This is a genomic window from Rhizobium sp. BK316, from assembly GCF_014193695.1.
Classification (GTDB): domain Bacteria; phylum Pseudomonadota; class Alphaproteobacteria; order Rhizobiales; family Rhizobiaceae; genus Rhizobium.
In genome coordinates, this window is the sequence record NZ_JACHZR010000006.1 from 368,576 (window position 1) to 387,862 (window position 19,287).

Below are 19,287 nucleotides of genomic sequence, written 5' to 3' on the forward strand. Positions count from 1 at the left end.
ATCATCCAGTATGGGCCGAGGCAGCGGCCCATGCCGCGACGCTGTCGATCTTCGAGCCGATATAGGCGGGATCGTCGGCAAGTTCGGCGAGTTCGGACAGGCGATGGAAGCCCGTCAGGATCGCGATGCGCCGGCGGTCGAGCTGGCGGCCGGTCAGCGTCTCATAGGCCGAGACGATGCGCGCCGTCAGATCGGGCGAGATGAAGTTCGAATAGATGAACTCCTGATGCAGCGGGCCGAAGCCTGAATCGGCGAAGTCATAGACGCCGTTCAGCCTGCCCTGCCCGTGATCGAAGGCCATGTTCCAGCCGTGGCCGTCGAAGAAGCCGAAGGTGATGCCGTAGGGGTCGGGCGGTAGGGACTGGAAATCCGAGATGACGGTTTCCGCATAGCTTGTCAGTTCGGACGGCAGCAGCGGCAGGGCCTTGTCTCTGACAGTCTCGGGCAATTGCCAGGGCAGGATCGGCCCGGCGCCCAGCGCGCGCATACGGTCGGCATCAAGGTCATGCAGTTCGGCATAGAAACGGGCGAGATCGTCGCTAAGGCGCTGACGGGCTGCTTCCGGCAGAGCCTCGTAATCCTCCGTCATGAGATGTTCGCCGCGCAGCTTGGAATGGCTCGAAAAGATCGATGGGCCGTCGTGGATGCGCATGTCGGGGACGGCCATCGTTAAAGATGGCCTGATGACGCCGAGGAACGCCGCTTCCCTCACAAGCGCCCTTTCGGCATGCGGATTAAGGGGAAACTTGAAGATCAGCCGGTCGTCGACATCGACGGCCACCGAATCCCAACCCTTGGTCGCCAGCTTGAAGACGGAGCCCGTCAGTTCGGGAAAAGTGGTTGTGATGAGTGAGCGAAGTTCACCAGCATTCAACTCGGCCATGGCTGCCTGCCTCTGCATTTTCCAGGGTCTATCCCGCGCAGGATCTGCCATGCGGATCAAATAGTGTTTCGCCGGTACAGCCTGCGCTGGCAGGTCTCCACGATCGACGACGCTGCCTACCTGACTATATATTAGAATAACCTGAATATTACAGATTGTTCATTACGAAAATTTAAGCCGCCATAACCGCTTAGTGATCGCCGCCGGGGTGATTATGTCTTTTTTGCGCCGCAATACAGGCGGCTCAATCACGGCAGAAATCACGCAATTTTCCAAGACAAGACCGGTCTCACCCATGAAGAAATTTTGGATCACCGTCAGTATTGCAGCCGTGGCCGCCGTTGGCGTCTGGCAGTTCGGGGACAGGATTCCCTATGCCTCCGATATGCCCTACCTGTCGCAGTTCATCAGGAAGCCTGAGGGCACCCGCAATGGCGGCCATCAGCAGGCGCAAAGCGATCAGGCCCAAAGTGCTGGGCAACAGGGCGGTGAGCGGCAGGGCGGCGGACGCAGGCACGGCGCGACAGGCCCGACCATGGTCAAGACCGTGGCAGCCGTGACGGCGACGCTGCCGATGGATGTGACGGCGACCGGCTGGGCCGATGCCGAGGACAATACGACCATCGCCGCGCAGGAACAGGGCCTCGTCGTCAGCATCGAGGCTCAGGACGGTGCGACGGTCAAGGAAGGCGATCTGATCGCCAAGCTGGACGACCGGACGGCCAAGGCCGCCGTCGACAAGGACAATGCGATGATCGTGCGCGATACGGCGACGCTCGCAGAATCCGAGACGGCGCTGACCCGGGCGCAAGACCTCTTCGACCAGAAGGCCGGAACCCAGCAGAGCCTCGATCAGGCCAAGGCTGCCCGCGATACCGCCGCCGCGACCGTCGAAGCCGACAAGGCCACGCTCGCCTCCGACCAGGTCATCCTCGAGCATACCGATATTCGTGCGCCTTTCGACGGCAGGCTCGGCGATATCACCCTCAGCAAGGGCGCCTTCGTCAATGCGGGTGCGGCCATCGTCACCATCGCCAAATACGATCCGATCTACGTGAAGTTCCATCTGCAGGAACGCTACCTGCGTGTGCTGAAGAAGGCGCTGGCCGCCGGCCCGGTCGAGGTCAGCACGGCACCCAATTCCACCAAAGGGCAGGTGCGCAAAGGCGAGATCAGCTTCTACGACAATACGGTCGATACGGCATCGGGCACGATCCTTGCCAAGGCGAAGTTCGAAAACGCCGCCGGCGCTCTGTGGCCCGGCCAGTCGGTCAATATCGTCGTGCATTTCAACAATGACGAGCAGCAGGTGGTCGTGCCGACGGTTGCCGTCAGCCCCGGTCCCGACGGCTTCTTCGCCTTCGTTGCCAAGGACGGCAAATCGCACCTGACGCCGGTGACCGTCGCCCGCGCCAATGGCGGCTTCACCGCCATTGCGTCCGGCATCGCGGAAGGCGATCACGTGGTTGTCGAAGGCCAGGGCCAGCTCAACGACCAGCAGGCGGTCAGCGAGCAATTCGACGACAAGACGCTCAATGTCGCCTCCGCCGAGGCGCCTCGGCAACAGCAGCAGGCCGAAACGATCGCAGTGGGGACTGAGCAATGATCCCGAATTTCTGTATCCAGCGCCCGGTCGCAACGACGCTGCTTGCGATCGGCGTCATTCTGGCCGGTCTTGCGGGCTACCGGCTCGTGCCGGTGGCGGCGCTGCCGCAGGTCGACTTCCCGACCATCAACGTTTCGGCGCAGCTGAGCGGCGCCTCGCCGCAGACGATGGCGACCTCGGTCGCGACACCGCTGATCAAACAGTTCGAGACGATCCCCGGCATCAGCGAGATCAGCGCGTCGAGTTCGCTCGGCAGTACCAGCATCGTGCTGCAATTCGACCTGAACCGCGATATCGATGCGGCCGCCGCCGACGTGCAGGCGGCCATTTCGCATGCGACGCGGCAATTGCCCGACAACATGACGACACCGCCGAGCTATCGGAAGACCAACCCCGCCGATGCGCCGATCATGCTGCTGTCGGTGCAGAGCAACACCATGCCGCGCAGCAAGCTCGACGAGATCGCCGAAGACATCATCTCGCCGTCGCTGTCGACGCTTCCGGGTGTTGCCCAGGTCAGCGTCTTCGGCGCGCAGACCTATGCCGTGCGCGTCGAGGTCGATCCCAACAAGCTTTTGACCCGCAACATCGGCATCGATACCGTCAACAAGGCGCTTGCCGCCGCCAACAGCCAGCAGCCGGTCGGCACCCTGCAGAACAATTCGCAGGCCATGACGATCACGGCGAACACGCAGCGCACCAACGCCGAGCAGTTCCGCTCGCTCGTCATTGCCAATCCGAACGGTGCGCCGATCCATCTCGGCGATATCGCCGACGTGCAGGACAGCGTCGAGAACCAATATACGGGAAGCTGGTATGACGGCCAGCGCGGCATCATCCTGGCCATCCAGCGCCAGCCGGATGCCAATACGGTCGACGTCGTCGACGCGATCAACGCCAAGCTGCCGCAGCTTCACGCCGAAATCCCGCCCTCGGTCAACACAGTCGTCATGAACGATGCCGCAAAGCCGATCCGCGATGCCATCGCCGACGTGAAGTTCACGCTACTCCTGACGATCGGCCTCGTCGTTCTCGTCATCTACCTCTTCACCGGCCATGCAACGGCTACGATCATTCCGGGGCTTGCCGTTCCGCTGTCGCTGATTTCGACTTTCGGCATGATGTATGTGCTGGGCTACAGTATCGACAATATCTCGCTGCTCGGCCTCACGCTCGCGGTGGGCCTCGTGGTGGACGATGCGATCGTCATGCTGGAAAACATCCTGCGCCATGTCGAGGAAGGCATGCCGGTGCGCGAGGCGGCGATCAAGGGTGCCGGTGAAGTCAGTTACACCATCATCTCCATGTCGGTCTCGCTGATTGCGGTCTTCATCCCGATCCTCTTGATGGGTGGCGTCGTCGGCCGCGTGTTCAATGAATTCGGCATGGTGGTGGCGATCGCCATCATTGCTTCGGCGATCGTGTCGCTGACGGTCACGCCGATGCTCGGCTCGCGTCTTTCCAGCAATCACAGCCGTCCGCCACTCGTCATCCGCATCTTCGATGCCGGTTTCGAGCGGACGCTGCGCGGTTATGACAATGCGGTCGGCTGGTGCCTTCGCCATCGCCCCTTCATCCTTGGAGTCTTTCTCGCGTCCGTCGCGCTGACCGTCTATTTCTTCATGACGCTGCCGACGAGCTTCTTCCCGCAGGAAGATATCGGCCGCCTGACGATCAGCACACAGGCGCGGCAGGATATTTCCTATTCGGCGATGGAGGCCCTGCAGCAGCAGGCAGCCGCCGTCGTCAAGGCGAACCCGGCCGTCAACCACGTGATGTCGACCATCGGCGGCAACCCCAACAAGCCGCAGAACAACGGCTCGATGTTCGTCGAACTGAAGGACAAGGATCAGCGTGAACCGCTTGACCAGACGCTGCGCGAGCTGCGCACTGACATCAACAAGATCCCCGGCCTGCAGGCCTTCGTGACCCCGAACCAGAGCCTGCGCTTCGGCGGGCGCCAGACCGCCAGCCAATATCAGTTGGTCATACAGGCGCTGAACGCCGACCAGACCAACCTGTGGGCCGGCAAGATCCAGCAGGCGATGCGCGCCGACCGCCTGTTCACGGATGTGACCTCGGATGCGCAGAACAATGCCCTTCAGGCCAGTATCGTCATCGATACCGAGCGGGCAGCCGCCTACGGGATCGACAACGACACGCTGCGCACGACGCTGCAGGAATCCTTCAGCGGCTTTGCGGCCGCGGAAATCCAGTCGACCGGAGACAGCTACGACGTCATCGTCGAATATGACACGAGCAAGCCCTGGGACGACCAGAAACTCTCTGAAATCCGCGTCGCCTCTTCCAATGGCAGCCTGGTGCCGCTTTCGAACTTCGCGCATGTCGAACGTACGGTCGGACCCGTCACCATCAACCAAACGGGGCAGCTCGTCTCGACCACCGTTTCCTTCAACCTGCCGGAAGGCGTATCGCTCAGCGACGCGACGGCCAGGATCGACCAGATCAAGAAAGACCTCGACATGCCGGCCGACGTCTTCACGTCCTATGGCGGTACGGCAGAGATCTTCCAGCAGTCGCAGGGCAATACACCCTATCTGATCCTGGCGGCCGTGCTGACCATCTATGTCGTGCTCGGCGTACTCTATGAGAGCTTTATCCACCCGCTGACCATCCTCTCCGGTCTGCCGGCGGCCGCCTTCGGCGCGCTTCTGGCGCTAAAGATCATGGGCTTTGATCTCTCGATCATCGCTCTCATCGGCCTGCTGATGCTGATCGGCATCGTCAAGAAGAACGCGATCATGATGATCGACGTGGCGGTGGAGACGATGCGCACGACGGGCGAGAAGGCGACGGCGGCGATCCACGAAGCCTGCGTGCGGCGCTTCCGCCCGATCATGATGACGACCTTCTGCGCCCTGCTCGGCGCCCTGCCGATCGCGCTCGGCACAGGTGCCAGCTCGGAGCTGCGCCAGCCGCTCGGCATCGCCGTCGTCGGCGGCCTCATCGTCTCGCAGATGCTGACGCTGTTCATCACCCCGGTCATCTTCGTCGAGATGGACCGGTTCGGCAATTTCCTCCATCGCATGCTCAGCCGCAGGAAGACGGAAGCGCACGCGGCAGAGGAGCCGCGGGCGATCGCTGCGGAGTAAAAAGACAGAAAGGGCGCCTTGCGGCGCCCTTTTCGTATCAGCGGCTTTCGACCAGCATCGGAAAATCAGCGATCAGCGAATCCCGCGTCTCGAAGCTGATGGGATTGTCGCCGTAGCGGTGATTGGCGATGTAGAGCCTTGCGAAGATAAACCGCCGGTCACCCTTCATCGCCCAGCCGACAAACCAGCCGAGCGGGCGTTCGTAGTTGGTCTTGCCGGCCGTGTTGCGCAGCCAGCCGGCGCCGGTCTTGCCCTGGATATCCCAACCGCCAGCCGCTTGGAAATGCGGCACAATCGCTTCCGTCATCTGCCGCGCACGATCCGATATCGGCAGGCGGCCGGCGCGGAAGCGGCGCAGGAACCGCACCTGATCCTCGGCGGAGATCTTCAGAGACGACATCAGCCAGGATTCCGTCAGCCCATCCGTATTGCCAGGCCCGCCCGAGATATCCTGATTGCCGTAGCCGAAGCGCTTGACGTAATCGGCAAAGGCGCCCTTGCCGAGCTTGCGGGTCAGCGCCTGCGAGAACCAGACGATGGAATCCCGCTCCCAGATGGTCGGATCGGTGTCCTTCTGTTCACGCGGGGACCGCTTGAGCTTCGGATCATATGTCCAGAGTGGATTGTGCTCGTCGACCAGAATGCCGGAATCATAGCCCATCATGGCCAAAGGCAATTTGAAGGTCGATTGCGGATAGAAGCCCTGATCGCAATTGCCCTGACGGTAAATCGTCTCGCCGGTCTTCTCATCGATGATGAGCGTGCAGCGGATCGGATCGGCGGCATCGGCCTGCGATGCACTCATGGAAATTGCTGTAATAATTATGGAAAATGCCAGAAGAAGAAGTCTTTCGAAAGCCACTTTCGTTCTCCATATGGTTCGACCTCAGCTTTCTAGGCCGGCCTGGAAGGCCCAATCAAACGATGATATTTCCGGTCAGGCATAAATCAGATTAGGCCATTGCCATGGTTCGACCATATTTGCCGCTGAATTCGCTGCGCGCCTTCGAGGCGGCGGCGCGGCATCTTTCCTTTACCCGGGCGGCCATCGAGCTCTGCGTCACACAGGCTGCCGTCAGCCATCAGGTCAAACTTCTGGAACAGCGGCTCGGGGCCAGCCTGTTTCGCCGCCTGCCGCGCGGGCTGATGATCACGGAGGAAGGGCTCGCCCTCTTACCGGCGCTGCAGGATTCCTTCGACCGCATGGCCGATATGCTGGAGCGGTTCGAGGGCGGGCATGTGCGCGAAGTGCTGAAGCTCGGCGCGGTCGGCACGCTGGCCGTCGGCTGGCTCCTGCCGCGGCTTGCCGATTTCCGCGAGCAATATCCCTTCATCGATCTCAGGCTTTCGACCAATAACAACCGCGTCGATATTGCCGCCGAGGGTCTCGACTATACGATCAAGTTCGGCAACGGCGCCTGGCACGACATAGAGGCCGAAGCCCTGTTCGAAGCGCCGCTTTCGGTGCTCTGCGTTCCCTCGATCGCCCGCCAGCTCTCCTCCCCCGAAGACGTCGCCCATCAGACGCTGCTGCGCTCCTACCGCGCCGACGAATGGCCGGGCTGGTTCGAGAAGGCTAACGTCACCTCCCCGCCGATCCGCGGCATGGTCTTCGATTCCTCCGTGCTGATGATCGAGGCGGCGCTGCAGGGCGCGGGCGTGGCGCTGGCGCCGCCCTTGATGTTCTCTCGCCAGCTTGCGGCAGGCGAACTGGAACAACCCTTCCCGATCTGGATTTCCAAGGGCAGTTACTGGCTGACGCGTCTCAAATCGCGCTCTGTCACGCCTGCCATGGAGATGTTCCGCAAGTGGATCGGCAAGATGGCCGAGGAGACGCGCGCGCAGCTTGGAAACTAGTTAAGGCGGGTTGCTTTCCGGCTCCTGCTGTGCGATCACGCGCCTCTCACAACATGTCAGGGGCGCACCATAAGGCGCCCTTTCGTATTTCGGGGCACCTGCCCCGGTTCAGTCATTTTCGACAGATCTGATAAGGAGCACGGCCATGGCACAGGCGCTCGGGCTTGACTTCGGCACGACCAATACTGTTCTGGCGCTGGCAGATAGCGGCGCCGATACTCATTCCATATCGCTCACCAGCAGCGCCGGCACCGCCGACAGCATGCGCACCGCACTCTCCTTCATGAAGGACGCGCAGCTCGGCGCGTCGGCACTGAAGGTGGAGGCCGGCCATGCGGCGATCCAGCAGTTCATCGACAATCCCGGCGACTGCCGCTTCCTGCAGTCGATCAAGACCTTCGCGGCAAGCGCCCTCTTCCAGGGCACGATCATCTTCGGCAAGCGGCAGAGCTTCGAAGACCTGATGGAAATCTTCATCCGGCGTCTGCGCCACTATGCGGGCGAGAACTGGCCTGCGGATGTCACCCGCATCATTGCCGGCCGTCCGGTGCACTTTGCCGGCGCCAGTCCGGACCCGGTGCTGGCCGTGCAGCGCTACAACGAGGCGCTGACGCGCTTCGGCTTTCCGGAAATTCACTATGTCTACGAGCCGGTGGCGGCCGCCTTCTACTTCGCGCAGAACTTGAAGTCCGATGCGACCGTGCTTGTCGCCGACTTCGGCGGCGGCACGACGGACTATTCGCTGATCCGCTTCGAAACCAAGGCCGGCAAGCTGACGGCAACGCCGATCGGCCATTCGGGTGTCGGTGTCGCCGGCGACCATTTCGACGCGCGCATGATCGACAACATCGTCGCGCCACAGATCGGCAAAGGGAGTCATTTCAAGAGCTTCGACAAGATCCTTGAGGTTCCATCAAATTATTATGCGAGCTTCAGCCGCTGGAACCAGCTGTCGATCTTCAAGACCACAAGGGAATTCGAGGATCTGAAGAAGCTGGTGCGCACGGCGCTGGAGCCGGAGAAGCTGGAAATCTTCATCGATCTCATCGACCATGACGAAGGCTATCCGCTCTACCAGGCGGTCTCGGCAACGAAGATGGCGCTTTCCGCCGCCGAGGACGCCCCCTTCGACTTCGCTCCGCTTGGCCGGGCCGGTCACCGGACGATCAAGCGCAGCGATTTCGAAAGCTGGATCGTCGATGACCTTGCCCGCATCGAGGGCGCACTCGACGAGGTGCTGGAGAAGACCAATACGGATGCATCCGGCATCGACAAGGTGTTCCTGACGGGCGGCACATCTTTCGTGCCGGCGGTGCGGCGCATCTTCACCGAGCGCTTCGACAGCGACAAGATCGAGAGCGGCGGCGAACTGCTCTCGATCGCCCACGGCCTGGCGCTGATCGGCGAACGCGACGACATCGACCAATGGACTGTGCAATAAGGGCCGAAAGGGCGCCGGCTGCCCTGCCCGCCCTTTCATTGCCGTTTTCGCTCCGCTAAAGTCCGTCCATGATCTCCGCCAACGACCTGACACCGGCCGAACTTGCCGCACTTCTGCATTTCCATGCGGAAGCGGGCGTGGACTGGCTGCTGGAGGACGAGGCGGTCGACCGGTTCGCAGAATTCGAGGCGATGAAGGCGGCACGCCGCGCGGCAGCACCCGCGCAGCCGGAAAGACTGGCACACTCGCAAAGTGAGGCGCCTTCGCGCCCGGCCGCCCCGCAGCAGCGGGCAGCCACTCCCGCCCCTGTCTCGCGCCCGCAGCCGGCTATCCCCGACGGCGAAGCGGTGCAGCAGGCGCGGTTTGCGGCCGAGAGCGCACGTTCGCTGACCGAGTTGAAGACGGCGTTGGAAGCCTTCAACGGCTGCAATCTGAAAAACAGCGCCCGCTCGACCATCTTCGCGAGCGGCGATCCGGCGAGCGGCATCATGGTGATCGGTCCGGCGCCGGGTGCCGATGACGAGCGCGAGGGCACGGCCTTTGCCGGTCGTCAGGGCCAGTTGCTGGACCGGATGCTGGCCTCGATCGGCCTCGATCGATCAGCCATTCTCCTGACGCAGATCATTCCCTGGCGTCCGCCGGGCAACCGGATGCCTTCGGCGGCCGAAACGGAGATCTGCCGTCCCTTCATCGAGCGGCAGATCGCGCTCGCCGAGCCGCGTGCCATTCTGCTGCTCGGCAATTACACGGCGCGATTCTTCTTCGGCGAAAATGACACGATTCACGGGCTTCGCGGCCGGTGGAAGGAGATCGCTGTCGCAGATCAGGTCATTCCGGCCATCGCCAGCCTGCATCCGCAGGACCTGTTAACCGCACCCGTCAATAAGCGGCTCGCCTGGAGCGATCTTCTGGCCTTCCAGGCTAGACTTAGGTCGCTTTCCTTGCTTACAAATTAGCCAAGTTTGAAAATATTATGAATTGGTCCATGCAATATATGCATGGCTGCATCCTGCAAGGGTGCATTGAAGAATCAATGCTGCACTGCAATATAGAAGGCGTGTCTTGGGAGGAATGAACAGGAACCAAGGCCATGAGCAAGCGTTTTCGTCCTATACATTGCGGGTTTGAAACCCTGCGCCAAGCAAGCGATCAGGTTCGCAGCACCCAGGGCTACAGCCGTTTCGGCTTTGCCACCAACGAACAGATGATCGCCCGCGGTACTGGTATCAGCAGCCGCACCTCGCGTCCGGCCGCGATTTTCGCCGATTTCCAGGAATATTGAAAATTCCGGAGTGATGATCCGGCAGGCGGTTCGCCTGCCTTTTCGCATTTCAAAAAGTAACGACCGATGTCAACAATTCTCATTTCACTGCTGCGTCACCTCGACTCTTTCGAGCATATCCGTGCTGCCGTCTGCGCCGCGCACGAATATCGTCGTGAGCTTTGCGATACGCCATCCGAGGTCAAGACCCCGGCTTGCGCCATCGCGCTTTAGTCAGGCATTCCCGGCTTCGAACTGCGCCTTTGCCCATTCGAAAGCTTCGTCCACATAGGCGAACTTGATCGCCTGCCAGCCGACATATTCCCTCAGGAAATCGCGCGACAGCCACAGTTGCGACTTCTTCGGCTCGTCGTACCAGCCGAGACAACCGCGCTGCGCGCCCTTTGCGAGCAGCCGCTGGAGATGTGTGCGCGACATCATGAAATCACCGGCAAGCGGGCGGGTTTCCACCTTGCCGATCAACAGCCGTGCCGGATCGGTTCCTTCGAGATCGAGCCGGGACATGAAATGATCGATGACCATTCCGCCCGCTTCCGTCCACAGGAACAGCGCCACCTGTTCAGGCGGTTCGCGCCAGTTGATATCCTCGAGGCAATTATAGGCGACACGTGGCTGGATCTGGCGGAAAAGCAGGGAATTTTCCTGCAGGAATGCCGCCCGCTTTCCACCATCGATGAGATCAAGCGCACCGAGATTGGCGAGCAACCAGCCGAACATTGCCTGGTGGCTGACTTCGGCCGGCTCGAAATGGCGCGGGCGGCGGCGTTCATCGCCGGGCGTATGGGTGATGAAGCGATAGGTGAAGAGCTCTTCGATGAAGGCAAGCACCGTGTTGCGGCTGGCGATCTTGTGCGCGGTGATCTTGCCGGTCAGCCGAACGGCGGTGAGGCCCGAAGTCACGTCCTGCGGATCGTATTCCAGATGCAACGCATATGCCGTCTGCGTCAAGAGCCAGCGTTGATGCGAGGCCAGCAGGCGCGCCAGCCGCGGCCCCGCATCAAACATGCTACGCATTTGCCCGGCCAGGAAGCGAATGCTCACGACGAAAGAGGGGTGCTGCGCCAGTTGTTCCGCCGTGAACGCCATGATGCTTTTCCTCAACCCCCGCTCGCAAGCCAGCGTTCGGAGCAGCGATACCGAAACTCCCCCGGCATCCATGGCCTATCGAATATGCACAGCTTTGAATAAATGAAAGTAATTCACTTTCATAACCATATTTTTGCGAAAAGCGATATCCTAAGATTTCGCCATCTCATTTTCTTTTGAGGGGCGAATGCCTGAATTATTCAATCAATGCGATAAAAAATACGACCTGTGATGCCCCCTTGGGAGCCTTCCTGGCCGCTCAGGAGGACTGCGGTGTGCCGGCTTTTCGTGCTTCGCGGCGTTCGAGGCCAAGCTGATGCTCGCGGTAGATGATGAAGATGCCGGCAGCGACGACGATAACGGTACCGAAAAGCATCGTATTGCTCGGAACGTCGTCGAAGACAAAATAGGCGACGATGCCGCCAAGCAGGATCGAGCTGTATTCGAAGGGGGCGATGGTGGAAACGTCCGCGTGCCGGTAGCTCTCGGTGAGCAGGATCTGTGCGACACCGCCGCAGAAACCGGCAGCGATCAGAAAGAGAGCCGATGACCAGCCGAGCAGCAGCCAGCCGAACGGCACGGTCACCAGAGAGAAGACCGAAGCCGTGATCGAGAAATAGAGCACGATCGTCGCCGTCTTCTCGTCCTCGACGAGGCGGCGCACCTGGATCATCGCCATGCCGCCGAGCACGGCCGACAGCAGCACGCAAAGCGCGCCGACCGCCTGTTCGGCCGCCATGCCGCCTTCCCGGAACAGCGTGAGCTTCGGCCAGGAGATGATGGCAACACCGATAATGCCGAAGCAGACGGCGCTCCAGCGATAGACACGCACCGTCTCGCCCAGGAAGACGGCTGCGAAAATGACGGCGACGAGCGGCGTCGCGTAACCGAGTGCGATCGCTTCGGGGAGCGGCAGATGCAGAAGCCCGTAGAAGCCGAGCCCCATCGAGATGATGCCGAGCGTGCCGCGCTTCAGATGGCCGACAGGATTGGCGGTGTAGAAGGCGGAGCGCAGTTGATGCCGGTAGCCGAGATAGGCCATGATCGGAAACAACGCGAAGAAGGAGCGGCAGAAGGTCACCTGCCCCGGCGGGATCTCCGACCCAGCCAGCTTGATGAATGTCTGCATGGTCAGGAAGACCACGACCGACGAGACTTTCAGCGCAATGCCTCTCATCGGGTTTCTGAGAACCGATTCCATGATCCAGGCTCTTATGCGGGTATGCCGAGCGGGGGAGACGCGTTCGACTCGAACGCAACGGACGATTTTTTCATCGTAACCGAAGAAATGCGCCGGTGGGAAAAAATCTGCACCCACCAGGCAGCAAGTATTTACCCGCTTTATTTGCCTATTTCCTGTGCAACCCCACTCTCTGGTGAAAAAACTTCACTTTTTACGCTCATTCCCCCGAAAATGTTCACATCTGCGCCCACTGCGTTAACCGGTTGCAAACCATGCCGCCGCATCGTTTCCAGTTAATTAGTCATACAAAAGACCAGCATTCGTTCCGCAGCCAGCCGCGTCAGATTATTTTCAGGATCTTTTTCAATGAAGCCGCTCAGCGCAGAGATCATATCCCAGTCGCAGAACGCAACGCCCCGCTCGATGCGTGTCGTCACCGACGGCATCAGCACGGATCTGGAGCGTTTCAGCACCGACAACACCAGCATCGTCAAGCAGATCAAGCTGCTTGCCATCAACGCGCTGATCGAGGCGGCGCGTGCCGGTGAAACCGGCAAGGGCTTTGCCGTCGTCGCCAATGAAGTGCAGCGTCTGGCGCAGATCGCCACCGAGATCACCAACAAGTTCGAGAGCAATGTGCTGGGACGCATCGGCCTCAGCCGTGCGATGGCGGATTCGCTCGTTACCGAGATGGAAGGCGTGCGGCTGACCGATCTCGCGCAGACGCTGGTCCAGCTCATCGTGCGCAACCTCTTCGAGCGCACCGCCGACGTGCGCTGGTGGGCGACGGATCCGGCGCTCTGGCAGGCATTGCAGGAGCCGGATAAGGACAGCGTCGCCTTCGCTGCCGAACGGCTCGGCACCATCAACCGCTTCTATACCGTCTATCTCGATCTCGTGATGACCGATCTCTCCGGCCGGGTGATCGCATCGGCCAATCCGACCTTCCAGCGCAAGATATCAGGCTCGTCGCTTGCCGCCGATCCCTGGTTCCGGGCCGCAGCGAGCTGCGCATCCGGCGACGACTATATCGTCGACCAGGTGAAGCCGAGCCCGCTTCACGACCAGCGGCATGCACTCGTCTATGCGACCGGCATCCGCGAAGGCGGCAAGGTTGACGGCAAGCTCATCGGCACGCTCGGCGTCTATTTCGACTGGCAGAACCAGGGTCAGGCGATCGTCGAGAAGGAAGCCAACCTGCCGCCGCAGCTTGCGGAAAAGACCACCGTCATGCTGCTCGACGGCGCAAGCCGGGTGATTGCCAGCACCAATCCGGCCATGCTCTTCACTCATTTCGCGCTTGCCAACCAGACCGGCCAGCCGAAGGGCAGCTATTACGACAATAGCGGCTCGATCGTCGCCTTTGCCCGCACGCTCGGCTACGAGGATTATGACGGGCTCGGCTGGTATGGCGTCGTCATCCAGCAGACGGAAAGCGATGCCGAGATCAAGATTGCACTCAATCTCAAATAGCAGTTTTCCGCTTTCGGCTGCATATGCACGACAATTTGACCATAATAATTTGGCTATGAACTTCGCGTTCGCAGCCGATTTGCTTTAACTTTAGTTCAGACTTTAATGTAATCATGGCGGCCGAATTTCAGCAGAGCGCGCCCGCCTCTGTAGTCGGCCATTGTCTAATAAAGGTCTTCAGGCAACATGCGAACAGATACCGGTCAGGTCATCAATCTGGCAGATTACCGCCCAACAGATTTCGTACTGGAACGCGTCGACCTGACTTTCGAACTGGATCCGACAGAAACAAAGGTGGAAGCGCGGCTGATCTTCCACCGCCGCGAAGGCGCCGATCCTTCCGCTCCCCTTATCCTCGACGGCGACGAACTCACGCTTTCCAGCCTTCTCTTCGACCAGAACGAACTGGCGCCGGAACGCTATACGGTTACGCCCGAGAGCCTCACAATCTGCGACCTGCCGGAAACGGTGCCTTTCGAAGTGACCGTCACCACGATCATCAATCCGGAAGCCAATACGCAGCTGATGGGCCTTTACCGCACCAGCGGCATTTATTGCACGCAATGCGAGGCCGAAGGCTTCCGCCGCATCACCTATTTCCCTGACCGGCCGGACGTGCTGGCGCCCTACACGGTCAATATCATCGCCGACAAGGATGCCAATCCGCTGCTCTTGTCGAACGGCAATTTCCTCGGCGGCGCCGGCTACGGCCCGGGCAAGCATTTCGCCGCCTGGTTCGACCCGCATCCGAAGCCGAGCTATCTCTTCGCACTGGTCGCCGGCGATCTCGGTGTCGTCGAAGACACGTTCACGACGATGTCCGGCCGCGAGGTCGTGCTGAAGATCTATGTCGAACATGGCAAGGAGCCGCGTGCAGCCTATGCGATGGACGCGCTGAAGCGCTCGATGAAGTGGGACGAGGACGTGTTCGGCCGCGAATACGATCTCGACATCTTCATGATCGTCGCCGTCTCCGACTTCAATATGGGGGCCATGGAGAACAAGGGCCTCAACATCTTCAACGACAAATATGTGCTCGCCGATCCCGAGACCGCGACGGATGCCGACTACGCCAATATCGAGGCGATCATCGCGCATGAGTATTTTCATAACTGGACCGGCAACCGCATCACCTGCCGCGACTGGTTCCAGCTCTGCCTCAAGGAAGGCCTGACTGTTTATCGCGACCACGAATTCTCGTCGGACCAGCGCTCGCGCCCGGTCAAGCGCATTGCCGAGGTGCGCCACCTGAAATCCGAGCAGTTCCCGGAAGATGGCGGCCCGCTCGCCCATCCGGTGCGCCCGACCAAATATCGCGAGATCAACAACTTCTATACGACGACGGTCTATGAGAAGGGCAGCGAAGTCACGCGCATGATCGCGACCCTGCTCGGGCGCGAGACCTTCAAGAAGGGCATGGACCTCTATTTCGATCGCCATGACGGCCAGGCCGTCACGATCGAGGATTTCGTCAAATGCTTCGAGGATGCGAGCGGCCGTGACCTTTCGCAGTTCTCGCTCTGGTATCATCAGGCCGGCACGCCGCTCGTCACCGCGTCCGGCACTTATGATGCGGCTGCCAAGAGCTTCAGCCTGTCGCTGGAACAGATGATCCCGGCCACCCCCGGTCAGCCGACCAAGGAGCCGATGCATATTCCGCTGAGCCTTGCGCTTTTTGCCGAGGACGGTTCCAAGATCGAGCCTGTTACCGTCGAAGGCGCCGAATATGCCGGCGAGGTGCTGCATCTGACGGCGCGCACGCAGACGGCCGTCTTCCACGGCATCGGCTCGCGGCCGGTGGTTTCGATCAACCGCAGCTTCTCCGCGCCGATCAACCTGCATTTCGACCAGAGCCCGGCAGATCTCGCCCTGCTTGCCCGCTATGAGACGGATCATTTCGCCCGCTGGCAGGCGCTGACGGATCTCGCGCTGCCGAACCTCCTGAAGGCTGCCCGAGATGCACGCGAGGGCACTGCGATCGTCTGCGAACAGACCTTCGTCGACACGTTGATTGCGGCGGCTGCCGATGAAGGCCTCGAGCCTGCCTTCCGCGCCCAGGCGCTGGCCTTGCCGAGCGAATCCGACATCGCGCGCGAACTCGGCAGCAATATCGACCCCGATGCCATCCATGCCGGTCGCCAGGCGGTCATGAAGCAGATCGCCGAAGCCGGCAAAGCCACCTTCGCAGCCCTCTACGACGCGATGACCACACCCGGCAACTTCAGCCCGGATGCCAAGAGCGCCGGCCGCCGTGCGCTGCGCAACGCTGCGCTGACCTACCTCTCCTATGCCGAGGGCAGCCCCGTTCGCGCCACGGCCGCCTTCGACGGCGCCAACAACATGACCGATCTCAGCCATGCGCTGACGATCCTCGCCCATCGTTTCCCCGACAGCACAGAGGCCAAGGCGGCGCTCGAAACCTTCCGCAGCCGTTTCCAGGAAAACGCGCTCGTCGTCGACAAGTGGTTTGCGATCCAGGCCGGCATTCCCGGACCGGGCGCGCTCGATCGCGTCAAGGCGCTGATGGAAAACCCGCTCTTCAAGCGCACGAACCCGAACCGCATGCGCTCGCTGGTCGGCACGTTCGCCTTCGGCAATCCGACCGGCTTCGGCCGCGCCGACGGCGAAGGCTACCGCTTCCTCGCCGGCGAGATCCTCGATATCGACCAGCGCAACCCGCAGCTTGCCGCACGTCTGCTGACCTCGATGCGCTCCTGGCGCTCGCTGGAATCGGCCCGCGCCGATCACGCGCGTTCGGCCCTGATGGAAATCGAAAAGGCAGCCAGTCTTTCGACCGATGTCCGCGACATCGTCGAGCGCACCCTCAAGGGCTGACTTGCGCAAGTGATTTGCCGCCTGGCTGCCTTCATCGGATGAAGCAGCCAGGCTGTGCCATCTGCGAATCTCTTTGAAAAACCAGCAATCACAAATGGTTAACAAAATTTTACCATCGGCTCTGGACAAGGCGAATCACGCATGATTCTCTACGTGTAGTTCGAGCGAGCGGCGCGCGAATCACACGAGGGATTAGGTTCAGAGATGATGGACGTGCGGCGGGCAACCGCGGCCGAAGGACGGCTGCGTGTCGATTTTGGCGGGCTCAAAGCCTGGCGCGACAGCCTGTCCGGACAGACTGCAAAAGCTCCTGAGCCATTGCTGCGCCACCTGCCAAAGGCCGAGCTTCTGCTGAAGCGCGCCATCCCCGTTCTGATCGTCGCCTTCCTTGCCGTGGTGGCAACCTCGCATTTCTTCGGCATGGTCAGCGAATACAGCCGCATGGCCGCCTCCGCGCGCCATGCGACGGCGCTTTCCGCTGCGACTGCTGCTGCCGTCTTTTCCGATGCGACCGATGTGTTCGACGGCGGCAACGCTGCGGAAGCGCAGGCGCGTCTTGCGAAGTTCCTGCCGCAGGACCGGCTGGAAAACGGTGCCTTCGTGCTGCTGGTGCAGGCAAGCGGCAAGGTCTTCGCGGCAACGGCGGCGGGTGCCGCCTATGTCGGCGCCGATGTCTCGACGCTCTTTCCCGAGATCTCCGCCATCCGCCGGTTCGGCGACCGCACCGATGTCATCGAGACGAGCATCGGCGGCGAGCTGCATTATGCCGAGATCGCCCTGATGGGCACGGCCGGCGGCTATATCATTTCCGCCACCTCGCTCAACGAGATCAACCGCCTCTGGCGCGAAGAGCTGACGCTCAACGTTACGCTGTTTGCCGGCATTTCCTCCATTCTGCTGGTCATCCTCTACGCCTATTACATGCAGGTGAAGCGGGCACGCGATGCCGACGACATCTTCCTGGAATCCAATCTCAGGGTCGAGACCGCGCTGTCGCGCGGCCGCTGCGGCCTCTGGGATTTCGATTTCCACAACCGCGAATTCTTCTGGTCGCGCTCGATGTACGACATGCTCGGGCTTGCCGGTTCCGACAAGACGATGAGTTTCGCCGATGCGGCCCGCCTCATGCACCCCGAAGACAACGGCCTGCATGAGATCGCGCGGGCCGTCGCCAAGGGCGATTCCGGCCAGGTCGACCAGATCTTCCGTATGCGCCATGCGGCCGGCCACTACGTCTGGATGCGCGCCCGCGCCCAGGTGATCCGTAGCCATTCCGGCCGCGTGCACATGATCGGCATTGCCATGGACGTGACCGAGCAGCATCGCCTTGCCCAGCGCTATGCCGAGGCCGACCAGCGTCTGGCCGATGCCATCGAATGCACTTCGGAAGCCTTCGTGCTATGGGACAAGAACGACCGGCTCGTCATGTGCAACGCGCATTTCCAGCAGGCCTACGGCCTTCCCGACAGCGTGCTCGTGCCCGGCACGGAGCGCACGGTCGTCCATGCCGCTGCGGCCCGTCCCGTCATCGAGCGGCGCATCGCCGATGCAGACGGCTCCGGCTATTCGCGCACGACGGAAGTACAGCTTGCCGACGAACGCTGGCTGCAGATCAACGAGCGGCGCACCCGCGACGGCGGCCGCGTTTCCGTCGGCACCGACATCACGCCTTTGAAGCGTCACCAGGAGCGCCTGCGCGACTCCGAGCGGCGGCTGATGGCGACGATCAACGATCTCTCCGCCTCGCGCCAGACGTTGGAGACGCAGAAGGCCGAGCTTTCGACCGCCAACTCCAACTATCTCGTGGAGAAGGAACGCGCGGAAGCAGCCAACAAGGCGAAATCGGAATTCCTCGCCAACATGTCGCATGAGCTGCGCACACCGCTCAACGCCATCCTCGGCTTCTCGGAGATCCTGCAGAACCAGATGTTCGGCCCGCTCGGTTCAGCCAAGTACAATGAATATGCCCGCGATATCCATGACAGCGGCAAACATCTCCTGAACGTCATCAACGACATCCTGGATATGTCGAAGATCGAGGCGGGCCATATGCTGCTGTCGCGCGAGCGCACCGACCTTGCACCGCTGATCGAGGAAAGCCTGCGCTTCACCGCCATTCCGGCCGCTGAAAAGAACATCGTCATCGAGCAGCGCATCTCCTCGGGCATGACGCTGATGGCTGACCGCCGCGCCATGAAGCAGGTGCTGCTGAACCTGCTTTCCAATGCCGTGAAGTTCACCAACGAGGGCGGGCGCATTGCCGTGCGCACCCGCCGCGTCGCCGATGGCGTCATGGTCACCATCGCCGACACCGGCATCGGCATTCCCCGCTCGGCGCTGACCAAGATCGGCCAGCCCTTCGAGCAGGTGCAGAGCCAATATGCCAAGAGCAAGGGCGGCTCCGGCCTGGGCCTCTCCATCTCCCGCTCGCTCACCAATCTCCACGGCGGCAGCATGAAGATCCGCTCGCGCGAGTCGGTCGGAACGGTCATCTCGCTGCGTATTCCCGATCACGGCTGACGCGGAAA

The 19,287-nt window shown here is 61.3% G+C and carries 14 protein-coding genes; 10 read left to right on the forward strand and 4 right to left on the reverse strand.

From position 1 onward, the window contains the following. Position 1 precedes the first annotated feature (1 nt). Positions 2–883, reverse strand: a complete 882-nt coding sequence (locus FHT87_RS27185) for an aminoglycoside phosphotransferase family protein (protein WP_183805854.1) — start codon at positions 881–883, stop codon at positions 2–4. A 295-nt stretch (positions 884–1,178) separates the two neighbouring features. Here FHT87_RS27185 and FHT87_RS27190 point away from each other — a divergent pair, with 295 nt between their 5' ends. Then, positions 1,179–2,489 carry an efflux RND transporter periplasmic adaptor subunit gene (locus FHT87_RS27190; protein ID WP_183805856.1) on the forward strand — a complete coding sequence of 437 codons (1,311 nt, stop codon included), beginning with the start codon at positions 1,179–1,181 and terminating at the stop codon, positions 2,487–2,489. After that, complete coding sequence (locus FHT87_RS27195; RefSeq protein WP_183805858.1) at positions 2,486–5,602, forward strand: efflux RND transporter permease subunit; 3,117 nt, start codon at positions 2,486–2,488, stop codon at positions 5,600–5,602. The genes FHT87_RS27190 and FHT87_RS27195 overlap by 4 nt, the downstream gene beginning before the upstream one ends. A gap of 37 nt (positions 5,603–5,639) precedes the next feature. On the opposite strand, the gene blaOXA is transcribed toward FHT87_RS27195, so the two are convergent. Continuing rightward, on the reverse strand, positions 5,640–6,464 hold the full coding sequence (gene blaOXA / locus FHT87_RS27200) for a class D beta-lactamase (RefSeq protein ID WP_183805860.1): 825 nt from the start codon (positions 6,462–6,464) through the stop codon (positions 5,640–5,642). A 104-nt stretch (positions 6,465–6,568) separates the two neighbouring features. On the opposite strand from blaOXA, the gene FHT87_RS27205 reads away from it, so the two are divergent. The 5 genes from FHT87_RS27205 (at position 6,569) to FHT87_RS27225 (ending at position 10,395) form a co-directional block, all read left to right on the forward strand. After that, positions 6,569–7,459: a LysR family transcriptional regulator gene (locus FHT87_RS27205; protein ID WP_183805862.1), complete on the forward strand. Its 891-nt coding sequence runs from the start codon at positions 6,569–6,571 to the stop codon at positions 7,457–7,459. Between the two features lie 145 nt (positions 7,460–7,604). After that, positions 7,605–8,900 carry an Hsp70 family protein gene (locus FHT87_RS27210; protein ID WP_183805864.1) on the forward strand — a complete coding sequence of 432 codons (1,296 nt, stop codon included), beginning with the start codon at positions 7,605–7,607 and terminating at the stop codon, positions 8,898–8,900. 68 nt (positions 8,901–8,968) lie between these two features. Beyond that, positions 8,969–9,856: a uracil-DNA glycosylase gene (locus tag FHT87_RS27215; RefSeq protein WP_183805865.1), complete on the forward strand. Its 888-nt coding sequence runs from the start codon at positions 8,969–8,971 to the stop codon at positions 9,854–9,856. Positions 9,857–9,990: 134 nt separating this feature from the next. Beyond that, positions 9,991–10,182 carry a hypothetical protein gene (locus FHT87_RS27220; protein WP_183730938.1) on the forward strand — a complete coding sequence of 64 codons (192 nt, stop codon included), beginning with the start codon at positions 9,991–9,993 and terminating at the stop codon, positions 10,180–10,182. Between the two features lie 66 nt (positions 10,183–10,248). After that, complete coding sequence (locus tag FHT87_RS27225) at positions 10,249–10,395, forward strand: hypothetical protein (protein ID WP_183730941.1); 147 nt, start codon at positions 10,249–10,251, stop codon at positions 10,393–10,395. Here FHT87_RS27225 and FHT87_RS27230 read toward each other — a convergent pair whose 3' ends face one another. Next, positions 10,396–11,268, reverse strand: a complete 873-nt coding sequence (locus FHT87_RS27230) for a hypothetical protein (protein WP_183805867.1) — start codon at positions 11,266–11,268, stop codon at positions 10,396–10,398. Between the two features lie 259 nt (positions 11,269–11,527). Beyond that, the gene (locus FHT87_RS27235; RefSeq protein ID WP_183805868.1) at positions 11,528–12,469 is read right to left on the reverse strand and encodes a DMT family transporter; all 942 of its coding nucleotides are present in this window, start codon (positions 12,467–12,469) and stop codon (positions 11,528–11,530) included. Positions 12,470–12,817: 348 nt separating this feature from the next. Here FHT87_RS27235 and FHT87_RS31450 point away from each other — a divergent pair, with 348 nt between their 5' ends. From FHT87_RS31450 to FHT87_RS27250, 3 genes are all read left to right on the forward strand, one after another. Beyond that, complete coding sequence (locus FHT87_RS31450; RefSeq protein WP_183730949.1) at positions 12,818–13,924, forward strand: methyl-accepting chemotaxis protein; 1,107 nt, start codon at positions 12,818–12,820, stop codon at positions 13,922–13,924. A gap of 186 nt (positions 13,925–14,110) precedes the next feature. Further along, positions 14,111–16,759 (forward strand): aminopeptidase N, encoded by a 2,649-nt coding sequence (gene pepN / locus FHT87_RS27245; RefSeq protein ID WP_183805870.1) that lies wholly within the window; start codon positions 14,111–14,113, stop codon positions 16,757–16,759. 204 nt (positions 16,760–16,963) lie between these two features. After that, positions 16,964–19,279, forward strand: a complete 2,316-nt coding sequence (locus FHT87_RS27250; RefSeq protein WP_183805872.1) for a PAS domain-containing sensor histidine kinase — start codon at positions 16,964–16,966, stop codon at positions 19,277–19,279. The last annotated feature ends 8 nt before the right edge of the window (positions 19,280–19,287 follow it).